The organism is Rhizobium sp. Leaf453 (assembly GCF_001425605.1).
Classification (GTDB): Bacteria; Pseudomonadota; Alphaproteobacteria; order Rhizobiales; family Rhizobiaceae; genus Pararhizobium.
The window spans coordinates 589,106-607,874 of the sequence record NZ_LMRG01000023.1 but is presented as its reverse complement, the minus strand read 5'-3'; the positions used below and the strand labels follow the sequence as shown (position 1 = coordinate 607,874).

Below are 18,769 nucleotides of genomic sequence, written 5' to 3'. Positions count from 1 at the left end.
CTGCCGTCATTGTCTTTTTGCTGCAATCATAGCATCCGCGACGCAAAGCGCGTCCCTGTTGATTGCGACATCGTGTACCCGGAAAACTGCAGCCCCCGCCATTCTGAGCAAGGCGGTCGTCGCGGCGGTGCCTGCGTCCCTATCTTGCGCTTCTCGCCCGGTCAGCGCACCGATGAACCGCTTGCGTGACGTTCCCGCCAACAAAGGCAACCCCAAGCCGTGCAGCTCCTCAAAACGGGTCATCAAGGCGACATTCTCGTCCGTCTCCTTGGCAAAGCCGAAGCCAGGGTCCAGCACGATCCGGTCTCGCTCCACGCCGGCGGAAGCTGCAATCTCCAGTGATCGGTCGAGGAAGTGATACTGATCGTTGATCACATCCGGCAGTTTCTCGCGGTCCCGCCCCGTATGCATGATGCAAAGCCCCGCACCTGATGCGGCCGCAACAGCGGCAATGTCCGGTTCGCGTTGCAGGCCATGAACGTCGTTGACGATATGCGCGCCGGCTTCGATCGCAAGTCTTGCTGTTTCCGCGCGATAAGTGTCGACTGAAAGGATCGCATCCGTCTGGTCGGCGAGTGCTGCGATGACGGGAAGCACACGGTCCTGCTCCTCGGCCGCCGAAACGGTCGCGGCTCCCGGCCGTGTCGATTCACCGCCGATATCCAGGATCGTCGCGCCCTCTTTCAGGCATCGCAGAGCCTGCGCGACTGCGGCATCCGTTTCCGTGTAAGCCCCGCCGTCCGAGAATGAATCCGGCGTCACGTTGATGATTGCCATCAACAGGCCGACCGGGCCAAGCGCCAGCGTTCGGCCATGCGCCAGCTTCCATTCGGTGGACTGAAAGGGATCGTTCATGCTGTCTTCGCCTCCACCGCCTGCCCTACAAACCGACCGAGATCAAAACGCGGCCTGTTGCTTCAAAGGCGCGGAATGAATTGTGTTTTCCGGTTTGCGACGGGCGTTCGGCGATTTGCTGTTGCGCTTGCGCTGGCTATGCCCCAAGCTCTATCGAAGTTCAACACCCGAGACCCGTCACATTATGCCGATCGGCCGCCTTTCCATCGCCACGCTCCTGTTTTTGAGTATCGTGGCGACAAACACGACACCGGCGCTTGCCGATACAGTCATCAACAAGTCTATCACCTATTTCTCCGTTGGCGGCCGCACGGCCGAGGAACTAGACAAGGCCCTGTCCGAACACGGGCCGATGATGAACTCGACGGGCACGCGCCATCCTGGCGCTACCAAGATCAAGTTCGGCGGCACGGTCACCTATGTGAAACATGGCGAGCGTTGCGCCGTCGGCAGTGCCAAGGTGACGCTGAGCACGAAGCTGATCCTGCCACGCTGGAAGAACCGCCATAAAGCCAATCGCGACCTGGCGCTCGTCTGGGATACGCTGGCAAGCGACATCAAGCGCCATGAGGAGCGTCACGCGGAGATCGCCCGAAACCATGCCCGCAAGCTGGAAAAGGATTTCATGGCGCTGAAGCCGGAAGCCGATTGCGAGCGCATGCAGGCACGGGTGGCGCGGTTGAGCGAAACGGCAATCCAGGACCACGACCGGGACCAGGCTCGCTTCGACCGGATGGAGGCGGCCAACTTCGACCGCCGCATGGTCCGCCTGCTGCAGTACCGGCTGGACTCGATGACGAAGCGCTGACGTTTTCGCTTCGGTTCAAATCACAAAAGCATGAAGAAATGAATCACCACACTGGTGCGAACCTTGCGCGTCAACAGTATTTTATTGGTGATTTCTAGCGATAGAACAGTCGCGCAATTTCAGGTAGATTTAAATCATAGAGTGAAGAACAGGAAAGAAATCCTTACTCGCTCCTCACCGGCACCAACGCCTTGCATCCATGATGGATGCTGTGGACCGGAAGTATTGTTTCGCGCTTGACTGTATCGGTCCGGATTGATGTTCGACCGCCCGAAACCATCGCGCTTGTTGTGTTCTCCTGGCGTATCCTTTTGCAGCAGGTGTTCCCTCCCTCATCTGTATGCGATGCGCCCTCCTGGCCCCGCCGTCGATCCTGACGGGCGGGGCTTTTTTTTGCGCAATGCTCAGACGTTGAGGTATCAGGCCTGCCGCTCGGGAACGTGTACGACCAGTCCGTCCAGACCGTCCTTCATCTTGATCTGACAGCTCAATCGCGATGTCGGCTTAACATCATAGGCAAAATCGAGCATGTCTTCTTCCATCGCTTCCGGAGCGCCGACGGTCGCCGACCAGGCGTCATCGACATAGACATGACAGGTCGCGCACGCGCAGGCCCCGCCGCATTCGGCCTCGATTCCGGGAATGGAATTGCGCACGGCGTTTTCCATGACGGTCGAGCCGTTCTGGACGTCGAGATCATGGCGCGTGCCGTCGAAGGCGATGATGGTCAGTTTGGGCATGATGGTTTCCGGATGATTGGCGTTGGTTTCGGCATGCCGCAGGAACAAGTGCGCCGCCCGTAACGGGGGCGGCGGCGGAACGCGGCAAATTCATCCGATTTCTTCCAACAATTCCCCTCGCCAGTCAACACGAGGGGTCTTTGGCGAGCAATCGACCGGCTCACGGGAGCCGTGACCGTTTGTCGCTGAGGCCGCCAAGAAAATTAGCGGCAGAGCTTCAGGATGAAGAGTTCGGCCTCAATGACGGCGGCGCTGAGCGTCGCCAGGTTGGCCGCATCCTGTGGATAAGCCTCGACTGCCTCGGCGCTCTGGGCAACCCCGAAGGCACCAACAGCAAGTGCCGCGCCCTTCAGCCGATGGGCGGTTGCAGTCCGGACATCGGCATTCTCGGATGAAAGCTCCTTCATCAGCTGCCGGGTCTGGCGCGCGAACATCTGCAGCACTTCGATTTCGAGCAGCTTGTCACCCATGGTCTGCGTCGCCAGATGAACGAGGTCGATCGGCCGCGATTTGGAAGGGCAAGCGCCCCCGAAATTGTCCGGTGCTTCGAATGCGATTTTGAGGGCCGCCATGTGCCAATATCCTTGTTATTGTTTTTTTCTGACGCAGACGGCTTGCGACCGCTTGCGTGTTTTTTTGCCCCTCGAATGTGCCGGCCCTGCCGGAAACAGTCTCGAAACGTTGGTCCCGTCGGGTATGATAGGCTGTGGAAATTGAGCGGGCATTGCGTTCGCCGTACCCTGTCCTGCCTTCATTCCGCTCTCTTGCTGGCCCTATTAGGCGTGAGCGGCGCTGCTATCTGATTAAAACGAGGCACAATCAGGGCAGCTTTCGCTCAGCATGGTTAACGCGCGTTAAACCGCCGGAATACAAGGGTTTGCAGCAAAGTTGGGCGCATTTTTCATTAAGAACTTGTTAGGATTTTAACGAATGCGGGACACCCTTAATTGTAAGAAACCGGTGAATGTGTCACTACGGTACGTTGAGGGATTTCTCCATGCCGGAAGGCGGGGTCAGTCCTGGCGGAAAACTGCATTGAATGAAGTACCTACGGGTCTCAATGCGTTGTCCGTCGATGCGTGTAGAAATGGGTGCATGTCAGGGTTCTGCGTGGATGTATTGCGCGTATCCTGCTGTTCACCGTCCGGGTTTCGGAGGTGCTTCCCAATGCAGGCGGTGTTGCGGAGTTTCCGTCCGAAAGGACAGTTTTGTAACGAGGCGTATCCGCATGGCGACAAATAAAAGCAACGAGTCGATCGACGACAAAGCGTTTCAGGCGTTGGAAGATGCCCTGAAGATCGACTTTGACGAGCTTAAGTCCGCCCTGAACGACAAGGCGTCCTCGGACAGTCCGTCGCCCCAAACCGCGAGACCTGCCGCGACGGCCAGCCAGGCGAGGAGTGTGAAACCTCAACCGGAAGCTGCTGCAGCCAAGCAGGATCGCGCCACCGATACGCCGAAGAGCCTGTCGCCCGAACCGGCTCCCAAGGCTCCTACTTTCTCTCCGGCCAATGACGATGGCCGCAAGACACCTGCTGCGGTCCTTCGCTCACTGGATGTGCGCTCCAGCCGCACGGCCACGCGCATTGCAGCCACCGTATCCCTTCTCTGGATCATCGGCGGCCTCGGCGTCGCGAACCTCCTGTATGGACCGGAAATCTGGCAGATTCGCTCGCTTGCCGACCTCTCGGCCATGCCGGGCGCCATTGGCGTCGCGATCTTCATCATCCTGCCGGTGATGCTGTTCTTCTCTTTCGCCATCATGATTTCGCGCGCCCAGGAACTGCGCAATGCAGCGCGGTCCATGGCCGAGGTCGCATTGCGCCTTGCCGAGCCGGAAACGGCCGCCTCCGAGCGCATTATGACAGTTGGCCAGGCTGTCCGCCGAGAGGTCTCGGCGATGAACGAGGGCATCGAACGCACCATTGCCCGCGCAACGGAGCTGGAGACACTTGTTCACTCGGAAGTCAACGCACTCGAGCGCAGCTATAGCGACAACGAACTGCGCGTGCGCACGCTCGTCCAAGAGCTTGGCCTCGAGCGTGAAGCGATTGTTGGCCATGCCGAGCGCATCCGCTCGTCCATTTCCGGTGCCCACACCCAGTTGAAGGACGAACTCGCCATTGCCGGCGATGATATTTCCAGCCGGATCGCCACTTCGGGGGAAGCCTTTGCCTCGATGATCGAGACGCGCGCGGCAGCTCTGATGGAACGCTCCAACAGCGCCACCCAGACGATCGGCGCCATGCTGTCTACCCGCACGGATGCACTGCTCTCCGGCCTGACATCGGCCGGCGTAGCACTGGGTAACGAGTTCGACACGCGACTGGAAACGTTGAGCCAGACACTTGCCAAGCGCGGTCATCAACTGCTCGGCCAGTTCGAAACCCGCGCCTCGACGCTTGATGCGAATACCGAAAAGCTGAATGCGGCGCTGAACGAACGCGCCCGCCAGCTTAATGAAACGCTGATTGCCCGCACGCGTGACCTCAACGAGAGCCTCAATGTTGGTCAGCAGGCCATCGTCGGCGGCCTTGACGACATCCTCAACACGCTGAACGCCACACTTGATGAAAAGGGCGCAAGCTTCCGACAGAGCCTGAAGACCACCGCAGACGACACGATCATGGATCTCGACCTGCGCTCGGGCTTCTTCGAGGAAAAGCTGACGACCACCGTTGGACAGCTGGCGACAGCTTTCGATTCGCGCTTCCACGAATTTGCCACCGCCTTCGACAAGCGTGCCGGCATGCTCGACTCCAAGCTGATGGAAAGCCTCGCCCGCATCAACCAGTCGGTCACCGGCGGTTCGGACGCGATTGGCGGCATGCTGGACAACAGCATCGAACGATTTGAATCGGCGCTCTCGGAACAGTCCCTGACGCTGGCGACGACGCTGGGCACGACCCAGGACTTTATCGAAAACACCATCAGCAGCAAGACAGCGGAACTCGGCGATGCGATCGGTAATGCGCATACGCGGATCGACGGCGTTCTTGCCGAACGGTCGGGCACGCTCATGAGAGCGCTGACAGCGGCCCAGGACCGGATCGAATCCGGCTTTGCACAGCGCGCCGGTACGCTGGAAACCGCTCTCACCGAGAGCCAGCAGCGCCTCGCCGAGACGCTCGAAGCGCGCACGAGCGCCATCGCCGCTGGCAATCAGCAGCTTGCCGACAGCATGAACGCGCGAACCAGCGGCTTTATCGACGGCCTCCAGGCGATCCACGGCCGGATCGAGGATACCCTGTCCAACCGGGCCGACGAGATTACCAGTGCGATTGCCACGAGCCAGCATCGTCTCGACAACACCCTGTCGGAACGGACGATGGAACTCTCGACCCTGATGGCGACAAGTTCGGAACTGATCGACAGCGCCTTCGAAGGAACTGCCGAGCGGATCGAAACCATCCTGTCGGAGCGTACCGGTGCGTTGACGGGTGTGCTGTCATCCTCGACGGCAGCCATCAACAGCGCTTTCGACGGAACCGCCGAGCGGATCGATGCCATCCTGTCCCAACGGACGGATGTGCTGACCGGCACACTGGCGTCCTCGACTGCAGCTATCGACAGCGCTCTAGAAGGGTCTGCCGGGAGGATCGATGCTATTCTGGCGGAGCGCACGGATGCACTCAGCGGCGCGCTGGCGTCCTCCACTGCAGCCATTGACATCGCTCTCGACGGGAGCGCCGAACGCATCGACACCATCCTGGCGCAGCGCACCGGTGCGCTCGCGAGCGTGCTGACCTCGTCCACGACCGCCATAGACAATGCCTTCGAGGGCACTGCCGAGCGGATCGACAGCATCCTGACGGAGCGGACAGGTACGCTTTCCAATGTCTTGTCATCCTCGACGGGCGCCATCGAAAACGCGATCGGCGGCACGACGGAACGCCTGGACGCAGTCCTTACCGAACGCAGCCGTATTTTGGGCGATACGCTCGCCACGCAGACGGCAGCGCTCGATACCATGCTGAGCGACCGCTCGGCCGAAATGACCGGTACGATGTCCGCTCGCGCGACGGAAATGGCAGACACCCTGAGCGCCCGCACCGAAGAGATCGCCGACAGCCTGTCCTTCCGCGTCACCGCCGTTGCCGAGGCCATGGCAGATCGCACAGGCGACATTGAGCAACAACTCTCTGGCCGCATCGCGGAGATCGCCGATAATCTTTCCAGCCGCGTTACCGACATTGCCGGCACCATGACCCATACCTCGGCCGAGATCGCCACCGTATTGTCTGGTCATGCCTCGGACATGGCGGCCGCCATGATCGGAAAAGCGTCGGATATCGAGCAAACTCTGGCCGTCCACGCCGACCAATTGAGCACCTCGCTTGCCTCGACCCACGACCAGATCCGGGCGACGCTCGACGATCGTATCAACGCCATCAACGTCGCGGTTACCCAGGGCACGTCGCAGTTGTCCAACTTGCTCGACGAACAGTCTCTCTCCATCGTGACGACGATTGCCACCAGCTCAAGCATGCTGGAAATGTCGCTGGAGGAACGCCAGGCTGCGCTGAGCGGCGTCATCGATAAGAGTACCGAAGCGCTGGAACAGCGGATGGTCGCAAGCACCAGCCATGTGGCGACACAGCTTGGCGAAACCGCGGAACAGATCAGCCGGGCCGCCGACACGCTGACGCAGCGAATGGACGCCTCGCTGTCCAACATCAACAACAGCGTTGATGATACCGGTGCGCGCATCGAAGGCAGCCTCGGCGCGCTGGAAGGCCGCATCCGCGAAAGCGTCGGCGGCGTCAGCGAATTCGTCGACAATGCCGGCCAGCGTATCGCCGATACCCTCTCGGTGAAGGTCTCCGAACTGGATCAGGTCAGCGATCGTGCTGCCGCCCGCATCACAGATGCGCTGTCATTGAAGGCGTCGGAACTTGACCAGATCAGCGATCAGGCTGCGGCCCGTATCGCCGACACGCTTTCGTCGAAGGTCTCGGAACTGGATGAGATCAGCGGTCAGGCCGCTTCCCGCATCGCAAGCAGCCTTGCAGGACGTACCGACGAAATCGATCGCATCGGCAACATCGCGGCGACCCGCATCGCGGAAGCCCTCTCCGGTCACACGGCTGAACTTGATCAGGTCAGCACCGCCGCAGCCGCGCGCATTTACGAAAGCCTGAGCGGCCGCACCGAAGAAATCGACCGCATCAGCGGTGCCGCAGCGACGCGGATCGCCGAAACGCTGGGCAGCCATACGGCCGAACTCGACCGCGTCACCTCCGCCGCGGCAACCCGGATCGAGGCAAGCATCGAAGGGGGCACAGGCCGCATCGAGGAACGCCTCGGCACCATGGACCGCGCGCTCTCCATCGGTCTCGACAATGTCAGCCGCACAATCGAAGGCAAGGCTGCCGGCCTCGTCACCAATCTGCGCGGCGCGGTCAGCGACGCCTCGCAGGGGATCGACGCCGAAGCCCAGCGTTCGGCCGACCTGCTGGCAAAGGCCGGCCAGGACTTCACGGAGGCCATGGCTGCCCGCCAGGCCGACTTCCAGTCCGCCGTCGAACAGACCGCCGCCACCGCCGCCATGCGCAGCGCCGAACTCGCCCGCTCCGTCGGAGAGGCCACTGATGGCGCGGCCGCCCGCATCGCCCAGACACAGAGCCGTGTGGCCGAACAGGCAACGTCGCTGCAGCAGAGCCTGTCCGATGTTGAAAAGGCACTCGAGGCTCGCGGCAACACGATCCGGACGACACTGGACGACAGCACGCGTGAACTCAATTCGATGCTGGCTGGCCGCTCCGCGGAACTCACCCGTCTGATCGACGAACAGGCCCGCCCGATCATCGATCAGTACGCGGCAACCGGCAAGGAAGCCGCTGACCGGATCAGCGATGCGGCCCGCGAAAGCGCCGAACGCCTGCGCGCTGAAAACGCCAGCCTGCTCGACAGCCTGACGGCCCGCACCGGCGAGACGCTGAATGCGATCTCGACTCGCGCGGAAGAAACCGCCAAGGCCATGAAGATGGTCGAGAACCGTCTGCAATCGACCGCGACGGGCCTCATCGAACAACTGTCGGCCAGCAATGCTTCCATCGCCGGCGTCATCGAACAGGCCAGCGCCAATCTCGGCGCCATGGATCAGCAGTTGGAGTCCACCACTGCCCGGTTCTCGGACTCGGCAACCCGCGCATCCGACATGCTGTCCACCTCCACCCGCCTGCTCGAAGGCAAGGTCGACAAGCTTGCGGATATTTCCGGCACGACACTCTCGCAGATCGGCGGCATCGTCGGCCGCTTCGAGGATCATTCGAAGGTTCTCAGCCAGGCATCCGATCTTCTTGCCGCCGCCCAGTCCAATCTGGTCAGCACGCTTGAAGAACGTCAGGATGCATTGCGCACCCTCTCCATCGGCCTTGTCAGCCGGTCCGAGGAAATCGAGAAGACCATGCATGCCCTCGAAGGCTTCGTCGATGGCGCCTTCCAGCGGGCAGAGGATCGCTCCGCAATGGTCGCGGGCAACCTGCGGTCCGGCATCCAATCATCCTTCGCCGACGTCGGCCGCATTCTGACCGATGCCGAGCAGCGTGCTGCAGCCGCAGCCGACGCCATGCGCAATGCCGTGGTCAAGGCTGGCGACGATGCCTCCATGTCGGTGGAATCGGTCTTCGTCCGCGCCGAGGAGCGCTCCAACGAGATCGCTTCGAACCTGCGCGCCGGTGTCCAGGCATCCTTTGCCAATGTCAGCAAGACGCTGTCGGAAGCAGAAGAGCGCGCCGCCTCGGCCAGCGAAGCCATGCGGGCGGCTGTCACCAAGGCTGGTGAAGATGCCGGCCTGCAGGTGGAAGGAGCCTTTGCCCGCGCCGAGGAGCGCTCGAAGGAAGTTGCCCAGCGTCTGCGCGGCAGCGTCGGTGCCTCACTGTCGGATATCGACCGCCTGATGAACGACGCCAGCAAGAAGTCTGACGGCGCTGCCCTGCAGATGGGTGAAGCGATCCGCCAGGCTGTCGAAGAAGCGGTCGCCCGCTTCAGCGGCGCAACCGACGAAATCCGCCGCTCGGCGAGCGAGATCCGCAAGGAACTCGACATGACCCGCGACGAGCTGAAGCGTGGCGCCTTCGACCTTCCGGAAGAAGCCAAGGAAAATGCGTCGGTCATGCGCCGCGCGGTCGCCGAGCAGATCAAGGCGCTGCAGGAACTGTCGGATATCATCGGCAAGTCCTCCAGTCAGCTGGAAATCTCCCAGCCGGTGCCGCGTCAGCAGGTTGTCCAGCAAGCGGTCGCTGCCGCTCCTGTCCGGGCGGCCGTTCAGCAGCCGGTCGCTCAACAGCCCGTTGTGCAACAGCCGGTCGTCGCGCAGCCCGTTGCCCAGCAGCAGGTGACGGAACAACCGCGCCGTCTGGATGCCGAGCCTCTGCTTCGCGGCAGCCTTGGCATCGAGCAGCCGCGCCCCCTCGCCCAGCAGCCGGCCGTCCGCCAGCCTGAGGCTGCGGCCGACACGCGCCCGCGCGGTGAGGAAGGCAGCGGCTGGATGCGGGACCTGCTGCGCGGTGCATCGCGCGAAGAAGAGCCTGTCGTCACACCACCGGTCCAGCGCGCCGCAGAGCCTCAGCCGGCTGCGCGTGCCGGTGACAACCGCAATCCGCGCCATGTCATGGAATCGCTGAATTCGCTCTCCGTCGATATCGCCCGTGCCATCGACCACGATGCCTCGGTGGATCTGTGGCGCCGCTACCAGCGTGGCGAACGCGACGTCTTCACGCGCCGTCTCTACACGCTGAAGGGCCAGCAGACCTTCGACGAGATCAAGCGCAAGTATGACCGCGAGCCGGAATTCCGCACCGCCGTCGATCGCTATATCGCCGACTTCGAAAAGCTGCTCGGTGACGTCGCCCGCAACGACCGGGACAAGGTCATGACTCAGACCTATCTCACCTCGGATACCGGCAAGGTCTATACGATGCTGGCGCACGCCGCCGGACGTTTCAGCTAAAATCCCGACATCAGGATTTTAAAAGGCCTCGCAGCCAACTGCGGGGCCTTTTTCATGTCGCATCAGCGACAAGTCCTCCCATGACCGGCGTCAGCAACACGAGTGTAGGTCACCTACGCCGGGCGCCTTCAGTATTCCTGTCTGATGCGACTGCGGGGATGATCGACCATCCTCTCGAGATAGATGTCCCCCTGCCTCGCCTTGGCGCGCCAGGGCCGCGCCTTTTGAAGCGCGACATCGTAAAGGGGATCGCAGCGATCAAGCGTCGCGATGACCATTCCGGGTGCGGACATGCTGGAGCATTGACCGATCCACCGCCCATCCGGTCCGATGATCCCGGCCGGTCCTTTCGGTGCTTTCTGGGCTGGCGTGGCCGTACCGATCCACAGGCAGTTAAGCCCTGCATGCGCGCGCAGTGCGATCTGGAAATGCTCCGGGAGGCCGTAGGAAGCGAAGATCACACCATCGACACCCATCCGCTCATATTCGCTGAATATTTCGGGAAACTGGCATTCGATGCAGAGCGCACAGCCAAAGCTGTAGCCATCGACTTCGAGGATCACAGGCGCGCGGCCGGGCGCATACCAGTCACCGACCTCGCTGTTGGATAGAAACCTCTTGTCATAGCGCGTCGTCAAAGTCCCGAGATCGGAAAATACATAAAGGCTGTTGTGCGGCAGGCAGTCGTCCGCCAACCGATGCGCCGCACCTATGACGGCGTGGATATGAAGCTCTCCGCACAAAGCAGCGATGGAGCGAAGTTCGGCTTCCTGTCCGGTCCAGTCGAACGTCGCGCAGTCCGACGGCGACAATATCTGTAATTTCGAATAGCCCGACAGAGCGCCTTCACAAAAGCCGATCAGTCTTGCGCCATCGACCGCTGCATGGCGAATCATGGCACGGATAGCAGCGCCATTGGCGGCGATATCCGAAGAAACGACCGTCTGTGCCATAGCCAGTTTCATCAGGCGTCCCGAAGGTTCGACTCACGCATTCCACCCAATGAGAGTGCAGAGAAACGAACCCCATTGAAACCCGCATATCGCGCAAGAAAAAAGGCGGCCACCCGGGCCGCCTTCTTCATTCTCCAAGGCTGAAAGCCTCAGTGTTCCTTGTTGGCGTAAACCGACTTCTTCGTCAGATACAGCAGTCCGGTAAAGATCACCAGGAACACGAGAACCATGAAGCCAGTCCGCTTGCGCTCTTCCAGATGCGGCTCTGCCGTCCACATAAGGAACGCCGAAACGTCCTGTGCGTACTGGTCGACCGTCTGCGGAGTTCCGTCGTCATAGGTGACCTGGTCGTCGGAGATCGGCTTCGCCATTGCCAGCGACATGGCGGCGTTGAAGTACGGATTGAAGTGCGTGCCTTCCGGAACTGTCACGCCTTCCGGCGCTTCGTGGTACCCCGTCAGCAGCGAGTGGATATAGTCCGGGCCGCCTTCCTGATACTGGGTGAAGATATCCACGATGAACAGCGGGAAGCCGCGCTCGACGCCGCGCGCCTTGGCGAGCAGCGAAAAGTCCGGCGGTGCCGCACCATTGTTGGCGGCGGCAGCCGCCTCGTCGTTCGGGAACGGCGACGGGAAGTGGTCGGACGGAACGGCCTTGCGGGTGAACATCTCACCCTCGCCGTTCGGGCCGTCCTGCACTTCATAGTTCGCGGCGAAGGTCTTCACCTGCGCTTCGGAGTAGCCGAGGTCTTCCAGCGTGCGGAAGGACACGAGCTTCATCGAATGGCAGGCGGAACAGACTTCCGTGTACACCTTCAGGCCACGCTGCAGCTGGCCCTTGTCGTAGTGACCGAAGGGACCGGCAAAGCTCCAGTCGATGTTCTTCGGCTTCAGGATCGGAAAGTGCGCGTTGGCAACGGCGTGCTCAGTCGCTTCCTTCAGATCGTGCCCTTCCTCGGCGGCATAGGCCGCGCCGCCCAGAAGGCCGGCTGCGAGTGCGAGCGACAGGATGCTTGTGACAAGCTTTTTCATCGGTTCAGTTCCTCTCAGCCGCACTTACTTCTTGTTCTGCTTTTCCAGAACCGCTTCCGTGATCGAATTCGGAATGCGCTTCGGGGTCTCGATCAGGCCGAGAACCGGCATGATGATGATGAAGAAGGCGAAGTAGTAGAACGTGCCAATCTGGGCCATCAGGGTGTAGAGATCGGTCGGAGCACGCGAGCCGAGCCAGCCGAGAAGGATGGCGTTGGCGACGAAGAGCCAGAAGAACAGCTTGTACCAGGGGCGGTAGACTGCCGAACGAACCTTCGACGTATCGAGCCAGGGCAGGAAGAACAGGATGATGATCGAGCCGAACATCACCAGAACGCCGCCGAGCTTCGAGTCGATCGGACCGATGTTGAACGTGATGGCGCGCAGCATCGCGTAGAACGGCAGGTAATACCATTCCGGAACGATATGGGCCGGCGTCTTCAGCGGGTTGGCCATGATGTAGTTGTCGGGATGGCCAAGGTAGTTCGGCATGTAGAAGACGAACCATGCATAGGCGATCAGGAACACCGATACGCCGAGCGCATCCTTGAGCGTCGCATAGGGCGTGAACGGAACGGTGTCGGTCTTGGTCTTGACTTCGACCCCGGTCGGGTTCGTCTGGCCGGTCACGTGCAGAGCCCAGATGTGCAGGACGACGACGCCGGCGATCATGAAGGGCAGCAGGTAATGCAACGAGAAGAAGCGGTTCAGCGTCGGCTGGTCGACGGCGAAGCCACCGAGCAGGAACTGCTGCAGCCACTCACCGACCAGCGGGAAGGCCGAGAAGAAACCGGTGATAACGGTCGCGCCCCAGAAGGACATCTGACCCCAGGGCAGAACGTAGCCCATGAAGCCGGTCGCCATCATCAGAAGGTAGATGACGACGCCGAGGATCCAGAGGATTTCGCGCGGTGCCTTGTACGAGCCGTAGTAGAGGCCGCGAGCGATGTGCAGATAGACGGCGATGAAGAAGAACGACGCGCCGTTGGCATGCATATAGCGCAGCAACCAGCCGTGGTTGACGTCACGGACGATCTTTTCGACCGACACGAAGGCAACGGTCACTTCCGCCGCATAATGCATGGCAAGCACGACGCCGGTCAGGATCTGAATGATCAGCATCACCGACAGCATGGCGCCGAATGTATAGGCGTAGTTCAGGTTACGCGGGACAGGGTAAGAAACGAAGCTGTCATGCACCATCCGCGGCAGCGGCAGGCGCGAATCGATCCACTTCTCAATACCGGTCGTCGGTGTGTAGGTTGAATGATCCCCACTCATAGTCAGTATTCCCCTCAGCCGATCTTGATGACTGTGTCAGTGGTAAAAGAAAAGGTCGGAACCGGCAGGTTTTCGGGCGCCGGGCCTTTTCGAATACGGCCGGCCGTGTCGTAGGCCGAGCCATGGCAGGGACAGAACCATCCGTTATATTCGCCGGCCTGGCCAAGCGGCACGCATCCGAGATGGGTGCAGGAACCAATCATGACGATCCAGTTTTCCTTGCCCTTGCCGGCCGAGCGGTCGAAACCGGTCGCCTGTGCGTCGGCAGGAAGGTTGGCGTTACGCGCGACCGGATCCTTCAGATCGGTCAGCGCAACTGCGTCAGCTTCCTTGACCTCCTCGTCGGTCCGGTTGCGGATAAAGACCGGCTTGCCGCGCCACTTGACGGTCAGCGACATGCCAGGCTGCAGGCTCGAGACATCGACTTCGATCGAGGCGAGCGCCAGCGTCGAGGCGTCCGGACGCATCTGGTCGATGAACGGCCAGGCCACCGCACCGGCACCAACCACACCGGCCATGCCGGTCGTCAGATACAGGAAGTCACGGCGAGTAGGCTCGCTCAGGGTTTCGCTTGATATCTCGTGTTCGCTCACGGCTAAACCATCCTCTCACGCAATGTTTGCGGAAACCGCACAATCCCCCGGCGTCCATCTGCGCCCCGTGCTGCCACTTGAGCGAAAGAACACCGCCAAATCAATAAGCCGATACACGATTCGACGAAAACTTTCGTTTTTTCGGCTCATGCATCAAAACCGGGTAAACCTCGCGCGTCAAAATAACGGCAGATTCCCCGGCAATCCGGCGGGTTCTATGCTTGATCGCATGGGATGTCCAGCCTTGAGGACAAGAGGTGAGCCACAATGTCGCGGGAAAACCGAAGCCAATGTTCGCAAACCGCTTTTCAGGGTTGCGCTCGCAGGAAGAAGGCTCTTCGCAGGGTGCAAGCGCGGCTTTTTGTCACCGCTATTCGGCGGCGGCATCCCGCGCCAGAAAACCACCCGATTGACGCAGCCAGAGGTCGGCATACAGACCACCAGCGGCGACCAACTGGTCGTGGGTTCCGTCCTCGACGATCCGCCCTTCCTCGACAACGATCAGGCGATCGAGTGCCGCGATGGTCGAAAGCCGATGGGCGATGGCAAGCACGGTTTTCCCATGCATAAGACGGTCGAGATTGGACTGGATCGCCGCTTCGACTTCCGAATCAAGCGCCGACGTCGCCTCGTCCAGCACCAGAATCGGCGCATCCTTGAGCATGACGCGGGCAATCGCGATCCGCTGGCGCTGACCGCCGGACAGCTTGACGCCGCGCTCGCCGACATGGGCGTCGAAACCGGTGCGGCCGCGCTGATCCTGCAGACGCTCAATAAACCCCAAGGCCTCAGCCTTCCTCGCGGCTTGCCGCAGCCCCTCCTCGTCCGCATCCGGCCGGCCGAAGAGGATATTGTCGCGGATCGAGCGATGCAGCAGCGACGTATCCTGGCTGACGACGCCAATCTGCGTGCGCAGCGATTCCTGCCGCACCTTGGCGATGTCCTGCCCGTCGATGAGGATACGCCCGGCTTCGAGATCGTAGAACCGGAGAAGCAGGTTGACGAGCGTGGTCTTGCCTGCGCCCGAGCGACCGACGATGCCGACCTTCTCGCCCGGCCGGATGGTGAGCGACAGATTGTCGATGACGCCTTTGCCCTTGCCATAGTGGAAGCAGATGTTCTCGAACCGGACCGAGGGGCTTTCGACGACGAGGTTGGGAGCTGCAGCCGTGTCCACCAATTGAACCGGCTGCGAGATCATCTCTGCTGCGTTCTGAATCGTGCCGATGTTGCGCATGATGCCGTTGAACTGCACCATCATCCGGCTGAGCAGAAAATTCAGCCGCAAAACAAGCGCCAGCGTGAAGGCAACGGCTCCGGAACTGATGAGGCCCTGCAGCCATAGATGGACACTGAGGCCCGCCATGGTGACGATCATGACACCGGACAGGAATGCCATGGACGCGCGAACGCCGGTGATGAACCGGGTGAAGCGGATGATGCTGTCCTGGAAGATGTCGAAGCCCTGCCGCATGTAGCGGTCATTTTCCTCGTCGCGGGCAAAGAGCTTCAGGGTCTGGATGTTGCTGTAGGCATCGACCATGCGGCCGCTGAGCATGGAGGACGCTTCGGCCGTCTCCTTCGAATGCTGGCGGATGCGCGGCACGAAATAACGGGCGAGAAACCCGAAGCCGATCAACCAGAACAGCACCACGACGGCCAGCGACAGGTCGAGCTGCCCGACCAGCACCAGCGTCGAGACGGAGTAGATGCCGACAAACCAGACACTTTCCATCAGCGACGTAACGACATCGCCGACCGCCTGCCCGCCCGACCAGACCTTGGTGACGATCCGCCCGGAAAAATCGTTCTGGAAGAAGGTCAGGGATTGCCGCGCCACATGCAGATAGGACTGCCAGCGTACCAGATTGTAGAATCCGGGCGTGATGACCTGCTGATCGACCAGCGACATCATGAGCGAAACGAGGAAGCGCACGATACCGATCAGCACCAGCATGCCGAACAGTTCGCCGCCATGGGCCGCCAGCAGCCCGTTCCAGCCGTCGCCCGGCTTGACGGTCGCCAGGATATCGACGAGCCGGCCGACGAACCAGAACAGCGTCGCCTCGATCGCCGCCGTCATGCCGCCCAGCACGAGCATGGCGATGAACGGCGCCTTGGCCTGCCGAATGTAGAACCAGATATAGGGAATAAGCCTTTCCGGCGGCTGCAGGCCATCCCGCTCAGCGAAGGGCTGAATCCAGTTTTCAAACAGGGCAAAGACGGCGCGCAACATGGCTCAGATATAGGCCTTGGGGGAAATGCGGCAATGCAAAATGTTGGCGCGCGAGATTACAAATTGGCAATGCGGATCGACGGTGATCCGTGTCAGAAAAACGCCCTCCCCGCATCTGGCAGGGAGGGCGTAAGTTTTACTCCGCAGCCTCTTCCTTTTCCTGATCATCGGCCAGGAATCCCCCGGACTGGCGTGACCAGAGATCGGCATAAAGGCCTCGGCGCGCGATCAGTTCGGCATGGCTGCCGGTCTCGACGATCTTGCCGGATTCGAGGATGACCAGCCGGTCCATTTCGGTCAGCGTCGACAGGCGGTGGGCAATGGCGATCACCGTCTTGCCTGCCATCAGCGCGAACAGGTTTTCCTGGATCGCGGCTTCCACTTCCGAATCGAGCGCCGAGGTCGCCTCGTCGAGGATCAGGATCGGCGCGTCCTTCAGGAAGACACGGGCGATCGCGATCCGCTGGCGCTGGCCGCCGGAGAGCTTGACGCCCCGTTCGCCGACCTGTGCGTCCAGCCCCCTGCGGCCCTGGTTATCCTCGAGTTGCTCGATGAAGTCCCAGGCATTGGCCCGTTTGGCGGCCGCCGTGATCTCAGCATCGGTCGCTTCTGGATGGCCGTAGGCGATGTTGTCGCGGATCGAGCGGTGGAGCAGCGACGTATCCTGCGTCACCACACCGATCTGCCCGCGCAGGCTGTCCTGCGTCACCGCAGAAATATCCTGCCCGTCGATCCGGATCGCCCCGCCTTCGAGATCGTAGAAGCGCAACAACACGTTCATCAGCGTTGTCTTGCCGGCACCGGAACGTCCGACAAGGCCGATCTTCTCGCCCGGCTTGATGGAAAGCGAGAGATTGTCGATCACGCCCTTGTTCTTGCCGTAGTGGAAGCGGATGTTTTCAAACGCGATCGCACCCTCAGACGCCTTCAGCGCCTTTGCATCATCGTTGTCGACAATGTCGTGCGCCTTGGTCATCATGCTCATGCCGTCATAGACGGTGCCGATGTTTTCGAACAAGGCCGAGACTTCCCACATCACCCATTGCGACATGCCGTTGATGCGCATGGCAAGCGATACCGCAATGGCGATCGAGCCGACCGACATGCCGCTGGTCATCCAGAAATAGATGCCGAGCGCCGAGATCGCAAAGAGCGCGATGCAGTTGTTGGCATAGACGAGCGCATGGAACATCGTCACCTTGCGCATCTGCCGGTGCACGGTCTGCAGGAAGACATCCATGCTTTCCTTGGCATAGACCTCCTCGCGGCCGGCATGCGAGAACAGCTTGACGGTCGAGATATTGGTGTAGCTGTCGACGACCCGGCCCGTCATCATCGAGCGCGCATCGGCCTGATCCTTGGAAATCTTGCGCAGGCGCGGCACGAAATAGCTGACGATCGAGACATAGATGGCGATCCAGATGACCAGCGGAGCCAGCAGCCGCCAGTCAGCGGCAGCCACGACCACCAGCATCGAGATGAAGTAGCTGACGACATAGACGAAGACGTCGAGGATCTTCATCACCGTTTCGCGCACGGCGAGCGACGTCTGCATCACCTTGGTGGCAACGCGGCCGGCAAACTCGTTGGCGAAGAAGGTCATGCCTTGGCGCAGCAGGTAACGGTGCATCTGCCAGCGCGCGATCATCGGATAATTGCCAAGCAATACCTGGTGCATGATGATCGAATCGAACGTCACCAGCGCCGGCAGGCCGATCAGGATGAGTGCCCCCATCCAGAACAGGCGCGTCCCCTCGCTCTCAAGGAAGGTTTCCTTCTGGGCCGAGGACAGCCAGTCGACGACGTTGCCGAGAAACTGGAACAGCGCCACTTCGCCGACGGCGATCAGCATGGTGCAGATCGACATGGTCAAGAGCCAGGGTGCCGCCGGCTTGGTATAGTGCCAGCAGAAGGCGAACAGTCCCTGCGGCGGAACCTTCGGTTCCTCGGTGGGATAGGGATTAAGGCGGGATTCAAACCAGCCGAACATAGTCTAGCTCCTTCAGGAAACCTTAAGAAGGAAGGCGGGCAGCCCCGCATTCATCGTATCGAAGTTTTAGCCGGGAAAACGCCATTCTTGCGCACAAGACGTATTCGGCCGGAAAGCGGTCGGTCGTGCGCGGACAAGCCAATAAAGGAAAAGCGCGAACCGGTCAGTCCATACGGACTGGGGACACAGCCTGGAGGCTGATGATCATAATGGTATCCATGCATGCCTCCGTCGGTTCGCGTTGAAGATGTGAAAGACTTAGAATCTTTTGCGCCGATATGCCAGATTGTCGCAGCCACTTTTTTCATCATTTCAGGTGGCGGACGCT

Annotated in this window: 11 protein-coding genes; 2 read left to right on the top strand and 9 right to left on the bottom strand. The window is 60.9% G+C overall.

What is annotated here, in order from left to right; all coding sequences use genetic code 11:
• Window positions 1–6 precede the first annotated feature (6 nt).
• Window positions 7–855 carry a dihydropteroate synthase gene (folP, locus tag ASG68_RS20955; protein ID WP_062580670.1) on the bottom strand — a complete coding sequence of 283 codons (849 nt, stop codon included), beginning with the start codon at window positions 853–855 and terminating at the stop codon, window positions 7–9.
• A 190-nt stretch (window positions 856–1,045) separates the two neighbouring features.
• Here folP and ASG68_RS20950 point away from each other — a divergent pair, with 190 nt between their 5' ends.
• Window positions 1,046–1,663 (top strand): DUF922 domain-containing Zn-dependent protease, encoded by a 618-nt coding sequence (locus tag ASG68_RS20950; RefSeq protein ID WP_062580939.1) that lies wholly within the window; start codon window positions 1,046–1,048, stop codon window positions 1,661–1,663.
• 419 nt (window positions 1,664–2,082) lie between these two features.
• Here the strand turns inward: ASG68_RS20950 and ASG68_RS20945 are convergent, their stop codons facing one another.
• Entirely contained in the window at window positions 2,083–2,403 is a 321-nt protein-coding gene (locus tag ASG68_RS20945; protein ID WP_062580938.1) for a 2Fe-2S iron-sulfur cluster-binding protein, read from the bottom strand.
• 203 nt (window positions 2,404–2,606) lie between these two features.
• Window positions 2,607–2,975 (bottom strand): Hpt domain-containing protein, encoded by a 369-nt coding sequence (locus ASG68_RS20940; RefSeq protein ID WP_062580668.1) that lies wholly within the window; start codon window positions 2,973–2,975, stop codon window positions 2,607–2,609.
• 656 nt (window positions 2,976–3,631) lie between these two features.
• On the opposite strand from ASG68_RS20940, the gene ASG68_RS20935 reads away from it, so the two are divergent.
• A complete protein-coding gene (locus ASG68_RS20935; RefSeq protein WP_062580665.1) occupies window positions 3,632–10,357 on the top strand; it encodes a kinesin in 6,726 nt (2,241 codons plus the stop codon).
• A gap of 128 nt (window positions 10,358–10,485) precedes the next feature.
• On the opposite strand, the gene ASG68_RS20930 is transcribed toward ASG68_RS20935, so the two are convergent.
• From ASG68_RS20930 to ASG68_RS20905, 6 genes are all read right to left on the bottom strand, one after another.
• The gene (locus ASG68_RS20930) at window positions 10,486–11,322 is read right to left on the bottom strand and encodes a carbon-nitrogen hydrolase family protein (RefSeq protein WP_062580663.1); all 837 of its coding nucleotides are present in this window, start codon (window positions 11,320–11,322) and stop codon (window positions 10,486–10,488) included.
• A gap of 137 nt (window positions 11,323–11,459) precedes the next feature.
• A complete protein-coding gene (locus ASG68_RS20925; RefSeq protein ID WP_062580661.1) occupies window positions 11,460–12,341 on the bottom strand; it encodes a cytochrome c1 in 882 nt (293 codons plus the stop codon).
• A gap of 24 nt (window positions 12,342–12,365) precedes the next feature.
• Window positions 12,366–13,622 (bottom strand): cytochrome b, encoded by a 1,257-nt coding sequence (locus ASG68_RS20920; RefSeq protein WP_062580658.1) that lies wholly within the window; start codon window positions 13,620–13,622, stop codon window positions 12,366–12,368.
• A 14-nt stretch (window positions 13,623–13,636) separates the two neighbouring features.
• Window positions 13,637–14,215 carry a ubiquinol-cytochrome c reductase iron-sulfur subunit gene (petA, locus tag ASG68_RS20915; RefSeq protein ID WP_062580656.1) on the bottom strand — a complete coding sequence of 193 codons (579 nt, stop codon included), beginning with the start codon at window positions 14,213–14,215 and terminating at the stop codon, window positions 13,637–13,639.
• Between the two features lie 370 nt (window positions 14,216–14,585).
• Window positions 14,586–16,451: an ABC transporter ATP-binding protein gene (locus ASG68_RS20910; RefSeq protein ID WP_062580653.1), complete on the bottom strand. Its 1,866-nt coding sequence runs from the start codon at window positions 16,449–16,451 to the stop codon at window positions 14,586–14,588.
• A gap of 136 nt (window positions 16,452–16,587) precedes the next feature.
• Window positions 16,588–18,441, bottom strand: a complete 1,854-nt coding sequence (locus tag ASG68_RS20905) for an ABC transporter ATP-binding protein (RefSeq protein ID WP_062580650.1) — start codon at window positions 18,439–18,441, stop codon at window positions 16,588–16,590.
• Window positions 18,442–18,769: the final 328 nt, after the last annotated feature.